Annotated in this window: 25 protein-coding genes; 21 read left to right on the forward strand and 4 right to left on the reverse strand. The window is 61.3% G+C overall.

Annotated features, from left to right (window positions below; genetic code table 11):
* The first annotated feature begins 416 nt into the window (after nt 1-416).
* From rpsJ to rpsQ, 11 genes are read left to right on the forward strand one after another with little or no spacing between them, the layout of a single operon-like run.
* Nucleotides 417-725, forward strand: a complete 309-nt coding sequence (gene rpsJ / locus FDN03_RS11520) for a 30S ribosomal protein S10 (protein ID WP_013349689.1) — start codon at nt 417-419, stop codon at nt 723-725.
* A 19-nt stretch (nt 726-744) separates the two neighbouring features.
* Nucleotides 745-1,395 carry a 50S ribosomal protein L3 gene (rplC, locus tag FDN03_RS11525; protein ID WP_054820630.1) on the forward strand — a complete coding sequence of 217 codons (651 nt, stop codon included), beginning with the start codon at nt 745-747 and terminating at the stop codon, nt 1,393-1,395.
* A gap of 4 nt (nt 1,396-1,399) precedes the next feature.
* A complete protein-coding gene (rplD, locus tag FDN03_RS11530) occupies nt 1,400-2,002 on the forward strand; it encodes a 50S ribosomal protein L4 (RefSeq protein ID WP_138177187.1) in 603 nt (200 codons plus the stop codon).
* Entirely contained in the window at nt 1,999-2,301 is a 303-nt protein-coding gene (rplW, locus tag FDN03_RS11535; protein WP_054820631.1) for a 50S ribosomal protein L23, read from the forward strand. Before rplD ends, rplW begins: the two co-directional genes overlap by 4 nt.
* Nucleotides 2,302-2,333: 32 nt before the next feature.
* Nucleotides 2,334-3,173: a 50S ribosomal protein L2 gene (gene rplB / locus FDN03_RS11540; RefSeq protein WP_138177190.1), complete on the forward strand. Its 840-nt coding sequence runs from the start codon at nt 2,334-2,336 to the stop codon at nt 3,171-3,173.
* A gap of 12 nt (nt 3,174-3,185) precedes the next feature.
* Complete coding sequence (gene rpsS / locus FDN03_RS11545) at nt 3,186-3,467, forward strand: 30S ribosomal protein S19 (RefSeq protein WP_054820632.1); 282 nt, start codon at nt 3,186-3,188, stop codon at nt 3,465-3,467.
* A 59-nt stretch (nt 3,468-3,526) separates the two neighbouring features.
* Nucleotides 3,527-3,892 (forward strand): 50S ribosomal protein L22, encoded by a 366-nt coding sequence (rplV, locus tag FDN03_RS11550; RefSeq protein ID WP_138177193.1) that lies wholly within the window; start codon nt 3,527-3,529, stop codon nt 3,890-3,892.
* Nucleotides 3,893-4,678, forward strand: a complete 786-nt coding sequence (gene rpsC / locus FDN03_RS11555) for a 30S ribosomal protein S3 (protein ID WP_054820634.1) — start codon at nt 3,893-3,895, stop codon at nt 4,676-4,678.
* Nucleotides 4,679-5,095 (forward strand): 50S ribosomal protein L16, encoded by a 417-nt coding sequence (rplP, locus tag FDN03_RS11560; RefSeq protein ID WP_054820635.1) that lies wholly within the window; start codon nt 4,679-4,681, stop codon nt 5,093-5,095.
* A 2-nt stretch (nt 5,096-5,097) separates the two neighbouring features.
* Complete coding sequence (rpmC, locus tag FDN03_RS11565) at nt 5,098-5,367, forward strand: 50S ribosomal protein L29 (RefSeq protein ID WP_054820636.1); 270 nt, start codon at nt 5,098-5,100, stop codon at nt 5,365-5,367.
* Nucleotides 5,367-5,654, forward strand: a complete 288-nt coding sequence (rpsQ, locus tag FDN03_RS11570; RefSeq protein ID WP_054820637.1) for a 30S ribosomal protein S17 — start codon at nt 5,367-5,369, stop codon at nt 5,652-5,654. The genes rpmC and rpsQ overlap by 1 nt, the downstream gene beginning before the upstream one ends.
* A gap of 304 nt (nt 5,655-5,958) precedes the next feature.
* On the opposite strand, the gene FDN03_RS11575 is transcribed toward rpsQ, so the two are convergent.
* The 4 genes from FDN03_RS11575 to FDN03_RS11590 form a co-directional block, all read right to left on the reverse strand.
* Nucleotides 5,959-6,936, reverse strand: a complete 978-nt coding sequence (locus tag FDN03_RS11575; RefSeq protein WP_138177196.1) for an arsenic resistance protein — start codon at nt 6,934-6,936, stop codon at nt 5,959-5,961.
* A 296-nt stretch (nt 6,937-7,232) separates the two neighbouring features.
* Nucleotides 7,233-8,081, reverse strand: coding sequence for a hypothetical protein (locus FDN03_RS11580; protein ID WP_138177199.1), 849 nt, complete (start codon nt 8,079-8,081; stop codon nt 7,233-7,235).
* Nucleotides 8,082-8,083: 2 nt separating this feature from the next.
* On the reverse strand, nt 8,084-8,638 hold the full coding sequence (locus FDN03_RS11585) for a sigma-70 family RNA polymerase sigma factor (protein WP_138177202.1): 555 nt from the start codon (nt 8,636-8,638) through the stop codon (nt 8,084-8,086).
* A gap of 358 nt (nt 8,639-8,996) precedes the next feature.
* Nucleotides 8,997-9,806 carry a helix-turn-helix domain-containing protein gene (locus FDN03_RS11590; RefSeq protein ID WP_171021228.1) on the reverse strand — a complete coding sequence of 270 codons (810 nt, stop codon included), beginning with the start codon at nt 9,804-9,806 and terminating at the stop codon, nt 8,997-8,999.
* An 87-nt stretch (nt 9,807-9,893) separates the two neighbouring features.
* Between FDN03_RS11590 and FDN03_RS11595 the strand changes: the two genes are divergently transcribed.
* The 10 genes from FDN03_RS11595 (at nt 9,894) to rplO (ending at nt 14,857) form a co-directional block, all read left to right on the forward strand.
* Nucleotides 9,894-10,409: a VOC family protein gene (locus FDN03_RS11595; protein ID WP_138177207.1), complete on the forward strand. Its 516-nt coding sequence runs from the start codon at nt 9,894-9,896 to the stop codon at nt 10,407-10,409.
* A gap of 418 nt (nt 10,410-10,827) precedes the next feature.
* On the forward strand, nt 10,828-11,196 hold the full coding sequence (rplN, locus tag FDN03_RS11600; RefSeq protein WP_054820641.1) for a 50S ribosomal protein L14: 369 nt from the start codon (nt 10,828-10,830) through the stop codon (nt 11,194-11,196).
* A gap of 2 nt (nt 11,197-11,198) precedes the next feature.
* Nucleotides 11,199-11,543: a 50S ribosomal protein L24 gene (gene rplX, locus FDN03_RS11605; RefSeq protein WP_138177210.1), complete on the forward strand. Its 345-nt coding sequence runs from the start codon at nt 11,199-11,201 to the stop codon at nt 11,541-11,543.
* Nucleotides 11,543-12,112 carry a 50S ribosomal protein L5 gene (rplE, locus tag FDN03_RS11610; protein WP_054820642.1) on the forward strand — a complete coding sequence of 190 codons (570 nt, stop codon included), beginning with the start codon at nt 11,543-11,545 and terminating at the stop codon, nt 12,110-12,112. The genes rplX and rplE overlap by 1 nt, the downstream gene beginning before the upstream one ends.
* Nucleotides 12,113-12,172: 60 nt before the next feature.
* Entirely contained in the window at nt 12,173-12,571 is a 399-nt protein-coding gene (gene rpsH, locus FDN03_RS11615; RefSeq protein ID WP_054820643.1) for a 30S ribosomal protein S8, read from the forward strand.
* A gap of 21 nt (nt 12,572-12,592) precedes the next feature.
* Nucleotides 12,593-13,129, forward strand: a complete 537-nt coding sequence (rplF, locus tag FDN03_RS11620) for a 50S ribosomal protein L6 (RefSeq protein WP_138177213.1) — start codon at nt 12,593-12,595, stop codon at nt 13,127-13,129.
* Nucleotides 13,130-13,131: 2 nt separating this feature from the next.
* A complete protein-coding gene (gene rplR, locus FDN03_RS11625; protein WP_054820645.1) occupies nt 13,132-13,503 on the forward strand; it encodes a 50S ribosomal protein L18 in 372 nt (123 codons plus the stop codon).
* On the forward strand, nt 13,500-14,192 hold the full coding sequence (gene rpsE, locus FDN03_RS11630; protein ID WP_138177216.1) for a 30S ribosomal protein S5: 693 nt from the start codon (nt 13,500-13,502) through the stop codon (nt 14,190-14,192). Before rplR ends, rpsE begins: the two co-directional genes overlap by 4 nt.
* Nucleotides 14,193-14,195: 3 nt before the next feature.
* Nucleotides 14,196-14,399, forward strand: a complete 204-nt coding sequence (rpmD, locus tag FDN03_RS11635) for a 50S ribosomal protein L30 (RefSeq protein WP_054820646.1) — start codon at nt 14,196-14,198, stop codon at nt 14,397-14,399.
* 2 nt (nt 14,400-14,401) lie between these two features.
* Entirely contained in the window at nt 14,402-14,857 is a 456-nt protein-coding gene (gene rplO, locus FDN03_RS11640; protein WP_138177219.1) for a 50S ribosomal protein L15, read from the forward strand.
* Nucleotides 14,858-15,053 lie beyond the last annotated feature (196 nt).

The following is a 15,053-nucleotide window of genomic DNA, read 5'->3' on the forward strand; positions in this document are numbered from 1 at the left end:
GGGCGCTGGCGGGCGCTGAGTCGAAGATCACCAGGGTCCCGGGCGGCAAATGATTTGCGCGCCCGGGGGTGAACCTGTCACACTGGATAAGTTGCTTGATTGCAGCCGCGTGCTCGAAAGAGCACAAAAAACTGAATTCGAACGACCGAGATCGGCACTCACCCAGGATAATGCCTGGGGTTCGGGAACGATACGACTGCTTCGAATGCATTGGATTCCCGCACTTCGCGTGAGCGTCGAGGGTAGAGTTGTGACCAAAAACTTCACGACACGCCCGACCGCGGGGGTCGGAGCCTCCTGCGGGTGAGGAACCCGGATCTGATCCGGATTCAGTCGCAGTGCAAGGCGTGCCGGTCCGCGAGGGCCCGTAGGGCACAGTAACTGTAGAGAGTGCTATCAGAAAGAGGCGTGACGCCATGGCGGGACAGAAGATCCGCATCCGGCTGAAGTCGTATGACCACGAGGTCATTGACGTTTCGGCCCGGAAAATCGTTGAGACGGTAACGCGCGCAGGCGCAACCGTGGTCGGCCCAGTGCCGCTGCCAACGGAGAAGAACGTGTACTGCGTTATCCGTTCGCCCCACAAGTACAAGGACAGCCGTGAGCACTTCGAAATGCGCACGCACAAGCGTCTGATCGACATCGTCGATCCGACCCCGAAGGCCGTTGACTCGCTGATGCGTCTCGACCTGCCGGCGGATGTCAACATCGAAATCAAGCTCTAGGGGAGGTGCTGAGAGAACTATGACCGCAACCCGTAATGTCAAGGGCCTGCTGGGCACGAAGCTCGGCATGACCCAGGTTTGGGACGAAAACAACAACCTGATCCCGGTCACCGTGGTGCAGGCTGACAGCAACGTTGTCACCCAGCTGCGCAACGCCGAGCGTGACGGTTACGCCGCAGTTCAGATCGGCTACGGCCAGATCGATCCGCGCAAGGTGACCAAGCCGCTGGCTGGCCACTTCGAGGCCGCCGGTGTGACCCCGCGTCGCCACCTGGTAGAACTCCGCACCGCCGATGCAGCCGAATACGCTGCAGGCCAGGAACTGTCCGTCGAGCTGTTCGAGGCCGGCCAGAAGGTCGACGTCGTGGGCACCTCGAAGGGTAAGGGCTTTGCCGGCGTCATGAAGCGCCACAACTTCGCTGGTGTTGGTGCTTCGCACGGTCAGCACAAGAACCACCGCAAGCCAGGTTCCATCGGCGGCGCGTCCACTCCCGGTCGCGTTTTCCGTGGACAGAAGATGGCCGGTCGCATGGGTGCCGAGCGTGTCACCACGCAGAACCTGACCATCCACGCCATCGACGCTGAGAAGAACCTCCTGTTGATCAAGGGTGCCGTTCCAGGCGCTCGCGGCCGCGTCGTACTCGTACGCACCGCTGTGAAGGGAGCATAAGTAAATGTCTAAGGCACTTAACGTAGACCTGCCTGCAGAGATCTTCGATGTGCAGACCAACGTGCCGCTGCTGCACCAGGTAGTTGTTGCACAGCTGGCCGCCGCACGTCAGGGCACCCACAAGGTCAAGACCCGCGCCGAAGTTGCCGGTGCCGGCCGCAAGCCGTTCAAGCAGAAGGGGACCGGCCGCGCCCGTCAGGGCTCGATCCGCGAACCGCAGATGACCGGCGGTGGCATCGTCCACGGTCCGACCCCGCGTGACTACTCGCAGCGCACCCCCAAGAAGATGAAGGCTGCTGCCCTGCGCGGCGCCCTGTCTGATCGCGCTCGCTACGATCGCGTCCACGTGATCGAGAACCTGGTGGCCGGCGATCAGCCGTCGACCAAGGAAGCTCTGGCAACCCTGCGTTCGCTGACCGAGCGCAAGAATGTCCTGCTCGTGATCGAACGCGCCAACGATGTGGCCGCACTGTCGGTTCGCAACCTGGTTGAGGTCCACGCCCTGTACGTGGATCAGCTGAACACCTACGATGTTCTGGTTTCGGACGACGTGGTCTTCACCAAGGCTGCATTCGATGCCCTGGTTCAGAAGGAGGAAGCCAAGTGAGCGTCTTCTCAAAGGCTCCGCACGACGTGGTCATCGCACCGGTCGTCTCGGAAAAGAGCTACGGTCTGATCGATGAAGGTAAGTACACCTTCATGGTCGACCCGCGTTCGAACAAGTCGGAAATCAAGAACGCCGTTGAAGCCATCTTCAACGTGAAGGTTGATTCCGTAAACACCATCAATCGGCCGGGTAAGCGCAAGCGCACCCGCTTCGGGTGGGGTACGCGCAAGGACACCAAGCGCGCCATCATCACCCTGAAGGAAGGCTCGATTGACATCTTCGGCGGTCCGCTTTCCTAAGCGGAGACCACTTTAACGAGGAATAAGAATAAATGGGAATTCGTAAGTACAAGCCGACTACCCCGGGCCTGCGCGGCTCGTCGGTAGCCGACTTCGCAGAAATCACCCGATCGACTCCGGAAAAGTCGCTGGTTCGCCCGCTGTCCAAGACTGGCGGCCGCAACAACTCCGGTAAGATCACCACCCGTCACAAGGGTGGCGGACACAAGCGCGCCTACCGCCTGATCGACTTCCGTCGCCAGGACAAGGACGGCGTGCCGGCAAAGGTCGCTCACATCGAGTACGACCCGAACCGTACCGCCCGTATTGCCCTGCTGCACTACGTGGACGGCACCAAGCGCTACATCATCGCCCCGAACCACCTGAGCCAGGGCGACATCGTGGAAGCTGGTCCGAACGCGGACATCAAGCCGGGCAACAACCTGCCGCTGCGCAACATCCCGGTGGGTTCCGTGATCCACGCCGTGGAACTGCGCCCCGGTGGCGGTGCCAAGATGGCCCGCTCCGCAGGTGCCTCCATCCAGCTGGTGGCTCGCGAGGGCAAGTTCGCCCAGCTGCGCCTGCCTTCGGGTGAAATCCGCAACGTCGATGTGCGCTGCCGCGCCACCATCGGCGAAGTGGGCAACGCCGAGCAGATCAACATCAACTGGGGCAAGGCCGGCCGTATGCGCTGGAAGGGCGTCCGCCCGACCGTGCGTGGTGTGGCCATGAACCCGATCGATCACCCGCACGGTGGTGGTGAAGGTAAGACCTCCGGTGGTCGTCACCCGGTCAACCCCAATGGTAAGCGTGAAGGACGCACCCGTCGTCCGAACAAGGACAGCGACAAGCTTATTGTGCGTCGCCGTCGTACCGGCAAGAACAAGCGATAGGAGCCTGGAGACATGCCACGCAGCCTGAAGAAAGGCCCCTTCGTCGATCAGCACCTGTACCTGAAGGTCGTTGCTGAGAACGAAAAGGGCACCAAGAACGTCATCAAGACGTGGTCCCGCCGTTCGATGATCATCCCGGACATGCTGGGACACACCATCGCCGTGCACGACGGACGCAAGCACATCCCGGTGTTTGTCACCGAATCGATGGTTGGGCACAAGCTCGGTGAGTTTGCCTCGACCCGCACGTTCCGTGGCCACGTGAAGGACGACAAGAAGGGCAAGCGCCGCTAGGCCCCGGAAGGGATCTAGTGTCGCTTAGCACTTCTTCGATAGACGAGAGAAGGAAAGCAATGGAAGCCAAGGCAATTGCGCGTCATCTCCGCGTAACGCCTATGAAGGCCCGGCGCGTCGTCAACCTTGTTCGTGGTCTGCAGACCAACGAGGCACTGGCAATCCTGAAGTTTGCCCCGCAGGCAGCTTCGGAGCCCGTGTACAAGGTTGTCGCATCGGCAGTGGCTAACGCCCGTGTCGCCGCGGACCGCGCAGGTGAAGCATTCAATGAGGACGAGCTGATTATCAGCGAGGCGTTTGTAGACGAAGGTCCGACCATGAAGCGGTTCCAGCCGCGTGCTCAGGGTCGTGCCTTCCAGATCAAGAAGCGCACCAGCCACATCACCGTGGTTGTTTCAACCCCGGAGAAGGGTGGGGAAAAGTAAATGGGACAGAAGGTAAACCCGAACGGTTTCCGTCTCGGCATCACCACTGACCACGTTTCGCACTGGTTCGCCGATTCCAACAAGCCAGGCCAGCGTTACAAGGATTTTGTCAAGGAAGACGTCAAGATCCGCGAACTGCTGTCCACCGGCATGGACCGCGCAGGCATCGCCCGCGTTGAGATCGAGCGCACCCGTGACCGCGTGCGTGTGGACATCCACACCGCCCGCCCGGGCATCGTCATCGGCCGCCGCGGCGCCGAAGCCGATCGCATTCGCGGTGAGCTGGAGAAGCTGACCGGCAAGCAGGTGCAGCTGAACATCCTCGAGGTCAAGAACCCCGACATCGAAGCCCAGCTGGTTGCCCAGGGCATCGCCGAGCAGCTTGCTTCGCGCGTGGCGTTCCGCCGCGCGATGAAGAAGGCCATGCAGTCGGCAATGCGTGCAGGTGCCAAGGGCATCCGCGTGCAGTGCTCGGGCCGCCTGGGTGGCGCCGAAATGTCGCGCAAGGAGTTCTACCGCGAAGGTCGTGTGCCGCTGCACACCCTGCGCGCGAACATCGACTTCGGCAAGTTCGAAGCCAAGACCACCTTCGGCCGCATCGGCGTGAAGGTCTGGATCTACAAGGGTGACGTAACCGCCAAGGAACTGGCTGCACAGCAGGCCGCTGCCGCTCCGGCACGTGGCCGTGGCGGTGACCGCCCGAACCGTGGTGGCGACCGTCGTCGTCGCAACGACCGCAACAAGGCTGCCGCGCAGGCTCCTGCTGCGGAAGGAGGAGAGGCTTAAATGCTTATCCCACGTCGTGTGAAGTACCGCAAGCAGCACCACCCGAACCGCTCGGGTGCTGCCAAGGGCGGAACCACCGTATCGTTCGGTGAATACGGCATCCAGGCTCTGACTCCGGCCTACGTGACCAACCGTCAGATTGAAGCCGCCCGTATCGCCATGACCCGCCACATCAAGCGTGGCGGTAAGGTCTGGATCAACATTTACCCGGACCGTCCGCTGACCAAGAAGCCTGCCGAAACCCGCATGGGTTCCGGTAAGGGTTCGCCGGAATGGTGGGTCGCAAACGTCAAGCCGGGACGCGTTCTGTTTGAACTGTCCGGCGTCAGTGAAGAGGTAGCTCGCGAGGCCCTGCGCCTGGCAATCCACAAGCTGCCGTTGAAGGCACGCATCGTGCGTCGTGAGGGTGGTGAATAGGAATGGCTATTGGTTCAAAGGACCTGACCATTGAGGCTTTGGATGGCTACGACAATGCTCGTCTGAACGAGGAATTGAAGAAGGCCAAGGCCGAGCTGTTCAACCTCCGTTTCCAGTCGGCTACCGGTCAGTTGGAAACTCACGGCAACCTGAAGGCTGTCAAGCGCGATATCGCTCGCATTTACACTGTGCTGCGCGAACGTGAGCTCGGCATTCGCCAGGAAGTCGTTGTCCCGGTTGAAGAAACCAAGAAGGGCAAGGAAGCCAAGTAATGAGCGAGAAGGAGAACGGTGTGGCTGACGCAACCGAGCGTAACTACCGCAAGACCCTCCGTGGTTACGTGGTTTCCGACAAGATGCAGAAGACCATCGTCGTTGACGTTGAGGACCGTGTGAAGCACGCCCTCTACGGCAAGGTGATGCGCCGCAACAAGAACGTCAAGGCTCATGACGAGAACAACGAAGCCGGCATCGGCGACTTGGTTGTTATCGCTGAGACCCGCCCGCTGTCCGCTGACAAGCGCTGGCGCCTGGTGGAAATCGTCGAGAAGGCCAAGTAAGCCCTCCCGGTGATTCCACGGTTGACGTGAATTGTTGAGAACGCCCCGCAGTACTCCCTTGGGAGAACTGCGGGGCGTTTTCGCATTCCCGGACCGGGGTTCTAACCTCGGATCGGTAGGGCGCGGCTACGGGCAGGTCAAAGAAGGAGACCGCTTTTGGCCCGAATTCCGTGTCAGCAACCGACACGTTCAGTTCTCTGCCACGAAATCTTTGTCCGGCCTCGCCTCTCACGCCGGCGGTTGGACGTCTGCGAAACCACGATGGATCATATTGTGCATTCCATCCAGAGACGGCTGGGGAAAGCTAAACGACCTGCCTGCCTTCCTCGGGTGTAAGCATCGGAACGAGCCGCACAAGCACCACCATTGCGACCAACTCGACCAGGGTTTGCGTCACTACCGCAAGCGGGGCGATCCCCAGCGGGGCCGGTAGCGCGAGCGCCAAGGGAAGCACCACCAGGGAGTTGCGGGTGGCAGCCGAGAACATCACGGCACGCGTGGACGGCACATCGAGCCCGGTGATCCTACCCGCGAGCCGGCCGATGGCAAGAGCGGCAACCACGAAGACAACATAAAGAGGAACTACGCGGGCAAGCGAGCCGATCTGCGACCCCACGGCCGCGATCTGTGATCCGAGAACCACGCAGAGCGTGGCCATCATTAGCGGCACCATCGCGCCCGCCATGACTTCTTCGACGGTTCTTCCCACATGATGGCGTCGGGAAACGCTTTGCACGGCGGCCGCGGCGGCGAGCGGTAGCACGATCAGCAAGAAGAAGGCCTTGGCAAATGGCCCAATCTCAATGACCGACAGCACTTCTGCGCCAACGAACAAGAAAAGGTAAACGGGCAGCAACAGGATTTGGGCGAGCATCAGCAGGGGTGCCGCCGCAAGCAAACGTGAGCGCGCACCACCAGCTAGACCCGTAAAGACGATGACGTAGTCAATGCACGGGGTAAGCAACACGAGCAACACTCCGAGCAGCAGCGCTTTGTCATCAGCCACGAAACGTGAGAGCGCCCAGGCGATAGCGGGCACGAACACGCAATTCGCGACCAGGACCGTACCCAGGAACCGGAAATCTCTAAACGAACGTCCGACCTCGACCAAAGGCACCCCGAGGAAGGTTGCGAACAATAGGAGCATCAGAATCGGCTCGATCCCAAGCTCCAACGCCGGGGCCAGCTGCGGTGCACTTAGCCCCAGGACCGCTCCTACGCCGATGGCCAATAGATAGAGCGGGACCTGCTGCCTATCCCACCATTCAACGATCCGCTTCATTCCTCAATCCTCCAGCATCGACGCGGCAGACCTAAATGACCGTCGACCGTGTCCCACAGGCACGAGATTTGCTGGGACTCAATTGCTGAAATAACTGATGCCCATCGATAACCAGATGCCGGGCAGCCGCATTGCCGAGCGGCCGCCCGGCAAAGGTATTTCCAAGGCACATCATCACACCCAGTATGAGCTTGGATATCCAGTACCTCAGACCCCGGCAGACGTGATGACTGTGACGAACTACCGAACGGCAATGTACAGGACACAAGGTCGCAACCACGCATATCGCTGCGGTGCTAAGCCGGATTCCTGGGGGAGGCGTCCCGGATGACGGTATCGTCCTCCAGGGTTATCGTGTAGGACAGCGCAGGTGCCGGCCCGCCATTACCCTCCAAACGGCTGCCAAAGGCTTTTCCTGGCCACCATGCGGCGTATCGGCCGTCCTGAACCGTAGCTTCTACCACTTGGCCGTCCGGAGTAGTGATGGACGCAGCTTTCACGTCCTCACCGACGTTCCCATGGGTCAGGGCAACGTCGGGCCGTTTTGGGAACCCGAAAGCGTTGCGGCCACGGAACTCGGCAATGTTCCCTTCAGTGAATTCCGCGCCGACGGGAAGGAAACCCTGGTCTCCGCCTGCCCGGCTGGAATCAATGGTGTCGGCTTGTGGTGCACCGACTGGCAGGTGAGCAAGGCACATACCAGCCATATGCTCGGAAGAAGCGGTATACAGCAGGACCACCCATTCACCGCGTCGTTCGGCGAGGTCTAACTGGGCAGATGCCAGATCCAGGCGACCCCGGCATGCGGAATCGGCCACGGCACGGTCGGCGGCGCTGATGGTTCCGGGGTCGGCAGTCCACGATGCGTAGGCCGCATCATTGGCCCCCGGCCCGGGAAAAAGTACCACCGTTGCGGTTACGGCGGCAGCCAGGGCCACCGCAACGGGTGTCGCTATCCGACGTGCCGGGTGGGAGCGGAGCGCGTGGGATCGGTGATCGGTGACTCGCCCATTGTCGGGATCACTCGCGAGGATTTGTTGCAGCCCTGCGTTGGCTTTGATTCGTTCGGACTCGTTCAGACTGCCGCTGGGGGCCGCATCCAGGAGGCGAAAAGCTTCCATTTGCGCATTCTTGTTCTTGTTCATGTCTATGACTCCGTCATGAGGAATTCGGCAAAGGAGTTAGGGGATGCAGCAGCATCGAGCATGCGGCGCAGAGACTTGCGCGCACGATGAAGCCGAAGGCGGTAGGCGGCCGATGAAATCCCCAGAACCTGTCCGGCCTTGGACGAGGGAAGCTCTTCCCAGATTGCAAGGGCCAACACTTCTTGGTCGAGGGGCCGCAACTGGCGCCAAGCCGCGACCAAATCGACGTGTTCATTGATCAACTCGGTTGCTGCATCGGTAAAAGTTGAAGCGTGGGCAGCGGTCCCGACAACCAGCGCTCCTTGACGTTTTTCCCCGCGCACGTTGTTCAACATGCAGTTCCGCGCGACTGCGAACATCCAGGCTCGGGCGTCCTCGTGTTCGGTTGGAAGGTCATCCCAGCGGCGCCAAGCGACGAGGAAGGCTTCGTGGACGATATCCTCGGCGTGCTCGGGACCAGCCCGGCGTTGCACGAAGCGGAGTACGTCGGTGTACACCAGCTCGTATAGCCCGGAGAACCGTGTCTCCCGCTCCTGCCTTGTTTTTGAGGTGCTCATACCTATACATGTCCGCATGTCGCCATTTGTTACCCGAAGTAGGGCGCTATTCCAGTGAAGTTGGTCCATGTCCAAGAACGGACCGATGGATTGATTCGGAAGGCCGCTTGAAACACGGACAACGAGTAACCTCGCTTGCCAATATAGCGGGGGAGAACTGCGGTCCGGGAGCCACCCCCTTCCAGAATCTTCCGTGCACCGGCTGGTTCAATTAGGTACTGCCGTCCGGCCCAGGAAGCCCCGCGAACCAATGAGCAACGGGGGCAGGCAAGCTTCATAACCACGCGTTCGCCGGCTTCAGCGCGACAGCGACGTCCTGGACGTCACCGGTCTACCGAGGCGAGGGCGGAACAACGCGCTAGGTGAATTCCGACGAGGAAGCAGCGGCCTGGCGTTGATAACTTCCAGGGGTAAGGCCAATGAACCGGCGGAAGTCCGTGGCGAAGTGGGCCTGATCCGTATAGCTCAGTTCGGCGGCCAACCGGGCCAGGGACAACCCGGGCTCCCCGCGCAACCGCATCGCCGCCTCCTGCACACGGTAGCGACGAATAACCTGCAAAGGCGGGACACCGAGATGGGCGGCGCTCAGGCGCTGCAGGCTGCGTACGCCCACATCCAGGGCATCGGCCAAGTCTGACACCTGGGTCATCGAACGGTTGGTGGCAACCAACCGCAGCATGCGGTTGGCCAGCAGCCCGGTGTCGCTGGGTTTCGGCAGCTTTGCGAGCCATCGGGCGAGCACTTCGATGGCTTCGAAAGCGTCAGACGCTGGAACGGCGTGAGCCATCAGGGCTTCAACCCGGCCCTGCAGTGCGGGCTGTGGGAAGGGGAGTTCCCGACCCGCCAGCGCGGCAGGGTTCACACCCAGCTGTTCGGCGGCCGCCGGCTGCAGCAGTGCGGCCAGCACCCAGCCCGTGCCTTCCAGGTCCCGATGCGAGGCGCCGGTGCTGGGCCCACTCAGCAAGACGGAGCCGGGTTGCACGACCAGGTTCAGCGTCGGGAAGGTCAGCAGTTGTTGGCGACGTACCTGGTTTGGGGCCAAGTCCCACCGCGCCAGCCAGAACCACTGAACCGTCTCGGCCAAGGACGGCGGAGGGGCGTGGCGTTCGAAGTGGGGCAGCGACACAGGGTAGAGCACGCCCCGTTCGTCTCCGGCTTCCCCTGCCATGTGAACCTCCACGTGCTTCTCTAGCCGTCCCGGCGAATGTCGCATATTTGCAAGAATCCTACGACGCCCGGACCCTAACCTGAATGCATGAGCAAAGAAAACACCCCGATGCGCGGGGTCACTGGAGAGCACACCACCAACGGGACGCCCCACGGGGCGACCAGCCTGACCCCCTTCCTGGCCATCGAAAACGCCCGTGAGGCCGTTGAGTTCTACCGTGAGATCTTTGGCGCCCGGTTGGTGGACGCCACTGAGATGGGGGGCGTGCTGGTCCACGCCGACCTGGACTTCGGCCAAGGCCACCTGCAGCTGGGTGTTCCCAGCCCCCAGTTCGGCCTGGTGCCACCGCCAGCGGGGGAGGAGGCCTGCTATTCCCTGGGCTTGTACTGCCCGAATGTGGATGAGGTGCTCGAGCGCGCCCTCGCCGCCGGGGCGGTGCTGCGTGAACCGGCTACCACGTTCGTCTCGGGGGACCGCTATGCCTCCATCCGTGACCCGTTCGGGGTGCGTTGGTCGGTGATGAGCCGGGTCGAGGACCTCACCGAGGAGGAAAGCAACCGGCGGGTGGCCCAGTGGGCGCAGGAACAGGCGGGCACCGAGTAACCCGGTTGAATATGCCGCGATTATTCGAGCCAGCGCACCGGTCGCGCGGCACTGCTGCCGGTGCGTCTCTGCGTGCTCGCACCCATGCCTTGACGTCCCTCCCGCAGTGGCCGGTACTGTGACGAATCACGCGTTGCCCGCCCCTACCACACCATTTCGGAACAGCGCGAATCTGGGATAGGATAGATACTTGTGCGCATTGTGTCCGAGGACTATCCACCTTCGGCACGCTGCAGCGGTGTGGGAACATGTTTCCGCCCGCAGCACGACCCCGGTATTTTACGCCTCGGCCCTGCCGCCATTTGGGATCAGCATTCGGTGCGCCCTCGCCGGTGGGGGTAAGCGATCGTATCGGGGAGACCATTATCCGTTCCGCAAGGCTCGTTCACGAGAACCAGCGAGACGACAGGAGTAATAAGTGATTCAGCAGGAGTCGCGACTCAAGGTTGCCGATAACACCGGTGCCAAGGAAATCCTTGCCATTCGTGTTCTCGGCGGCTCGAAGCGTCGCTACGCAAGCATCGGCGACACCATCGTCGCTACCGTCAAGGACGCAATTCCTGGCGGCAACGTGAAGAAGGGTGACGTCGTCAAGGCCGTCATCGTTCGCACCAAGAAGGAAATCCGTCGCGTTGACGGTTCCTACATCAAGTTCGACGAGAACGCTGCGGTGATCTTGAAGAACGAGGGTGAGCCTCGCGGTACCCGTATTTTCGGCCCAGTGGGTCGTGAGCTTCGCGACAAGAAGTTCATGAAGATCGTTTCCCTGGCTCCGGAGGTGCTGTAACCATGGGTGCAAAGATCAAGAAGGGTGACCTGGTTCAGGTCATCAGCGGCGGCGACCGCGGCAAGCAGGGCAAGGTCCTGAAGGTCTTCCCGGCCGCCCAGCGCGTCCTGGTGGAAGGCGTTAACCGCGTCACCAAGCACACCAAGGCCGGTCAGACCGAATCCGGTTCGACCACCGGCGGTATCGAGGTTGTCGAGGCCCCCATGCACGTTTCGAACGTTGCCGTGGTGGATCCTGAAACCAAGAAGCCGACCCGCGTTGGTTTCCGCGAGGAAACCGTAGAAAAGAACGGTGTGAGCAAGACTGTGCGCATCCGTTACGCCAAGGCTTCCGGAAAGGATCTGTAATGACTGAAGCAGCCACCAAGATCCAGCCACGTCTGAAGGCAAAGTACACCGCCGACATCCGTCCGGCGCTGCAGGAGCAGTTCAACTACTCCAACCCCATGCAGGTTCCGACCCTGACCAAGGTCGTCGTGAACATGGGTGTGGGCGAAGCCGCCAAGGACTCGAAGATCATCGAAGGCGCCGTACGCGACCTGACGGCCATCACCGGTCAGAAGCCAGTGATCACCCGTGCTCGCAAGTCCATCGCTCAGTTCAAGCTGCGCGAAGGCATGCCGATCGGTACCCACGCCACCCTGCGCAACGACCGCATGTGGGAATTCGTTGACCGCCTGATCACCCTGGCGCTGCCGCGTATCCGCGACTTCCGCGGACTGAGCGACCGCCAGTTCGACGGCAACGGAAACTACACCTTCGGCCTGACCGAGCAGTCGATGTTCCACGAAGTTGATCAGGACAAGATCGACCGCGTTCGTGGTATGGACATCACCGTGGTGACCACCGCCAAGAATGACGACGAAGGCCGCGCCTTGCTCAAGGCACTGGGCTTCCCGTTCAAGACCGAAAACTAAACTCACTACGTTACAGGTCCGATACAAAGGAAACCGTAACGAGGAAGGGCTGAAGCCCACATGTCTATGACAGATCCAGTCGCAGATATGCTGACTCGTCTGCGCAATGCCAACTCGGCATACCACGACAGCGTTTCGATGCCGTCGAGCAAGCTGAAGGTTCGCATTGCCAACATCCTCAAGGAACAGGGCTACATCGCCTCCTTCGAGGAAGAGGACGCAGAAGTCGGCAAGAAGCTGACCATCACTTTGAAGTACGGTCCGCTGCGCGAGCGTTCGATCGCCGGCGTCCGTCGCATCTCCAAGCCAGGTCTGCGCGTTTACGCAAAGTCCACCAACCTGCCGCACGTGCTCGGTGGCTTGGGCATCGCTATCCTGTCCACCTCCTCCGGTCTGCTTACTGACCGCCAGGCTGCAAAGAAGGGCGTGGGTGGGGAAGTCCTCGCCTACGTCTGGTAACGGGAAGGAAGGGAATACACAATGTCACGTATTGGACGTCTTCCGATTACCGTTCCTGCCGGCGTCGACCTGAAGATCGACGGACAGGACGTCACCGCCAAGGGCCCGAAGGGTGAACTGTCGCTGACTGTTGCAGCGCCGATCACCGTCGCCCTGGAGGAAACCACCCTCACCGTCAGCCGCCCGAACGACGAGCGCGAATCGCGTTCGCTGCACGGCCTGACCCGCAGCCTGATCGAAAACATGATCATCGGCGTCACCCAGGGTTACGAGAAGAAGCTCGAAATCCACGGCACCGGTTACCGTGTCCAGGCCAAGGGCGCCAACCTGGAGCTTGCTCTGGGCTACTCGCACCCGGTCAGCGTTGAGGCACCGGCGGGCATCACCCTGACCGTCGAGGGCAACAACAAGATCACCGTTGCTGGCATCGATAAGCAGCAGGTCGGCGAGGTTGCTGCCAACATCCGCAAGCTGCGTAAGACCGAGCCTTACAAGGGCAAGGGCATTCGCTACGCCGGCGAACAGATCCGCCGCAAGGTCGGAAAGGCTGGTAAGTAATTATGGCTATCGGAATCAAGGGCAAGAGCAAGTCCGCAGCCCGCGGCCGCCGTCACCTGCGTGTGCGCAAGCGCCTCGTTGGCACCTCGGTCCGCCCGCGCCTGGTTGTCAACCGTTCGGCTCGCCACATCTTCGTACAGATCGTGGACGACTCGAAGGGCATCACCCTGGCCAGCGCTTCGACCATGGAAGCCGACCTGCGCGCCCTGGAAGCTGACAAGACCGCTAAGTCCAAGCGCGTTGGCGAGCTCGTAGCCGAGCGCGCCAAGGCTGCTGGCATCGAGGCAGTTGTCTTCGACCGCGGTGGAAACAAGTACCACGGTCGCGTTGCCGCCGTGGCAGACGGCGCTCGTGAAGGTGGGCTGGCACTGTGAGCGAATCAACTAACGAGAAGGAAACTCAGGTGTCTGAAGCTACCGAGGCAGTGGAAACTGCAGCGGCTAACGACAACAACAACTCTCGTCGCAACGAGGGCCGTGGCCGTCGTAATGAGGGTGGCCGTGGTCGTGGTCGCGATAACCGTGAAAACCGCAACGAAGACAAGGACAAGTTCCTTGAGCGTGTGGTCACCATCAACCGCGTTTCGAAGGTTGTCAAGGGTGGTCGCCGCTTCAGCTTCACCGCACTGGTCGTTGTCGGTGACGGCAACGGCACCGTAGGTGTCGGCTACGGCAAGGCCAAGGAAGTTCCCGCGGCCATTGCCAAGGGCGTCGAGGAAGCGAAGAAGAACTTCTTCCGCGTTCCGCGCGTTGGCACCACTATCCCGCACCTGGTCAAGGGCGAAGATGCTGCAGGCGTTGTGCTGCTGCGTCCGGCCTCCCCGGGTACCGGCGTTATCGCCGGTGGTCCGGTGCGTGCGGTGCTGGAATGCGCCGGCATCCACGACGTGCTGTCCAAGTCGATGGGTTCGCAGAACCAGATCAACATTGTGCACGGCACCGTTGCAGCCCTGAAGGCTCTGGAAGAGCCGCAGGCTGTGGCTGCCCGTCGTGGGCTGCCTCTGGACGAGGTTGCCCCGGCCGCAATGATCCACCACATCCAGACCCAGAAGGCAGGTGCATAGGCAATGGCAAACATTGTCCCAAGCGACGCCAAGCTGGAAATCACCCAGACCAAGTCCGTCATTGGTGCTAAGCAGGGCCACCGCGACTCCGTTCGTTCGCTCGGTTTGAAGCGTGTTGGGCACACCGTTGTCCGCACCGCAGACCCGGTGACCGTCGGCATGCTCAACAAGGTCCCACACCTGGTGAAGGTTGAGGAGGCTAAGTAAACATGGCTGAAAAGGAAAACGCACTAAAGGTCCACCACCTGCGTCCGGCCGAAGGTGCCAAGACCGCCAAGACCCGTGTGGGTCGTGGTGAGGCATCCAAGGGTAAGACCGCAGGCCGCGGTACCAAGGGCACCAAGGCCCGCTACCAGGTCAAGGCAGGCTTCGCCGGCGGTCAGCTGCCGCTGCACATGCGTCTGCCGAAGCTGCGTGGCTTCAAGAACCCGTTCCGCGTCGAGTACCAGGTTGTGAACCTGGACAAGATCAACGAACTGTTCCCCGAGGGTGGCGAAGTCACCGTCGAGGCATTGGTTGCCAAGGGCGCCGTTCGCAAGAACGAGCCGGTCAAGGTGCTGGGCACCGGCGAGATCTCGGTCAAGGTTGACGTGAAGGCCAACGCCTTCTCGGCTTCCGCCGAACAGAAGATCGCCGCTGCCGGCGGCTCGGTGACCACCCTCTAAACAGGGTTTGAACCACGGTAAGGCCCCGGTGAATCCGTACTGCACGGATTCACCGGGGCCTTGCCACATTTACAGCACCTGACCTGTGCACCGGGCCCGATCACCACCGTGGACTATGGTGGGAGTTCGGGGGAAATTACGTCCATGCTGTGCCGCCTATTTGGCGCGCCGGTGCCAGGAACCGCTAGAATTCATA

It is taken from the genome of Glutamicibacter sp. V16R2B1, from assembly GCF_005774635.1.
In the GTDB taxonomy this organism is placed as follows: Bacteria; Actinomycetota; Actinomycetes; order Actinomycetales; family Micrococcaceae; genus Glutamicibacter; species Glutamicibacter creatinolyticus.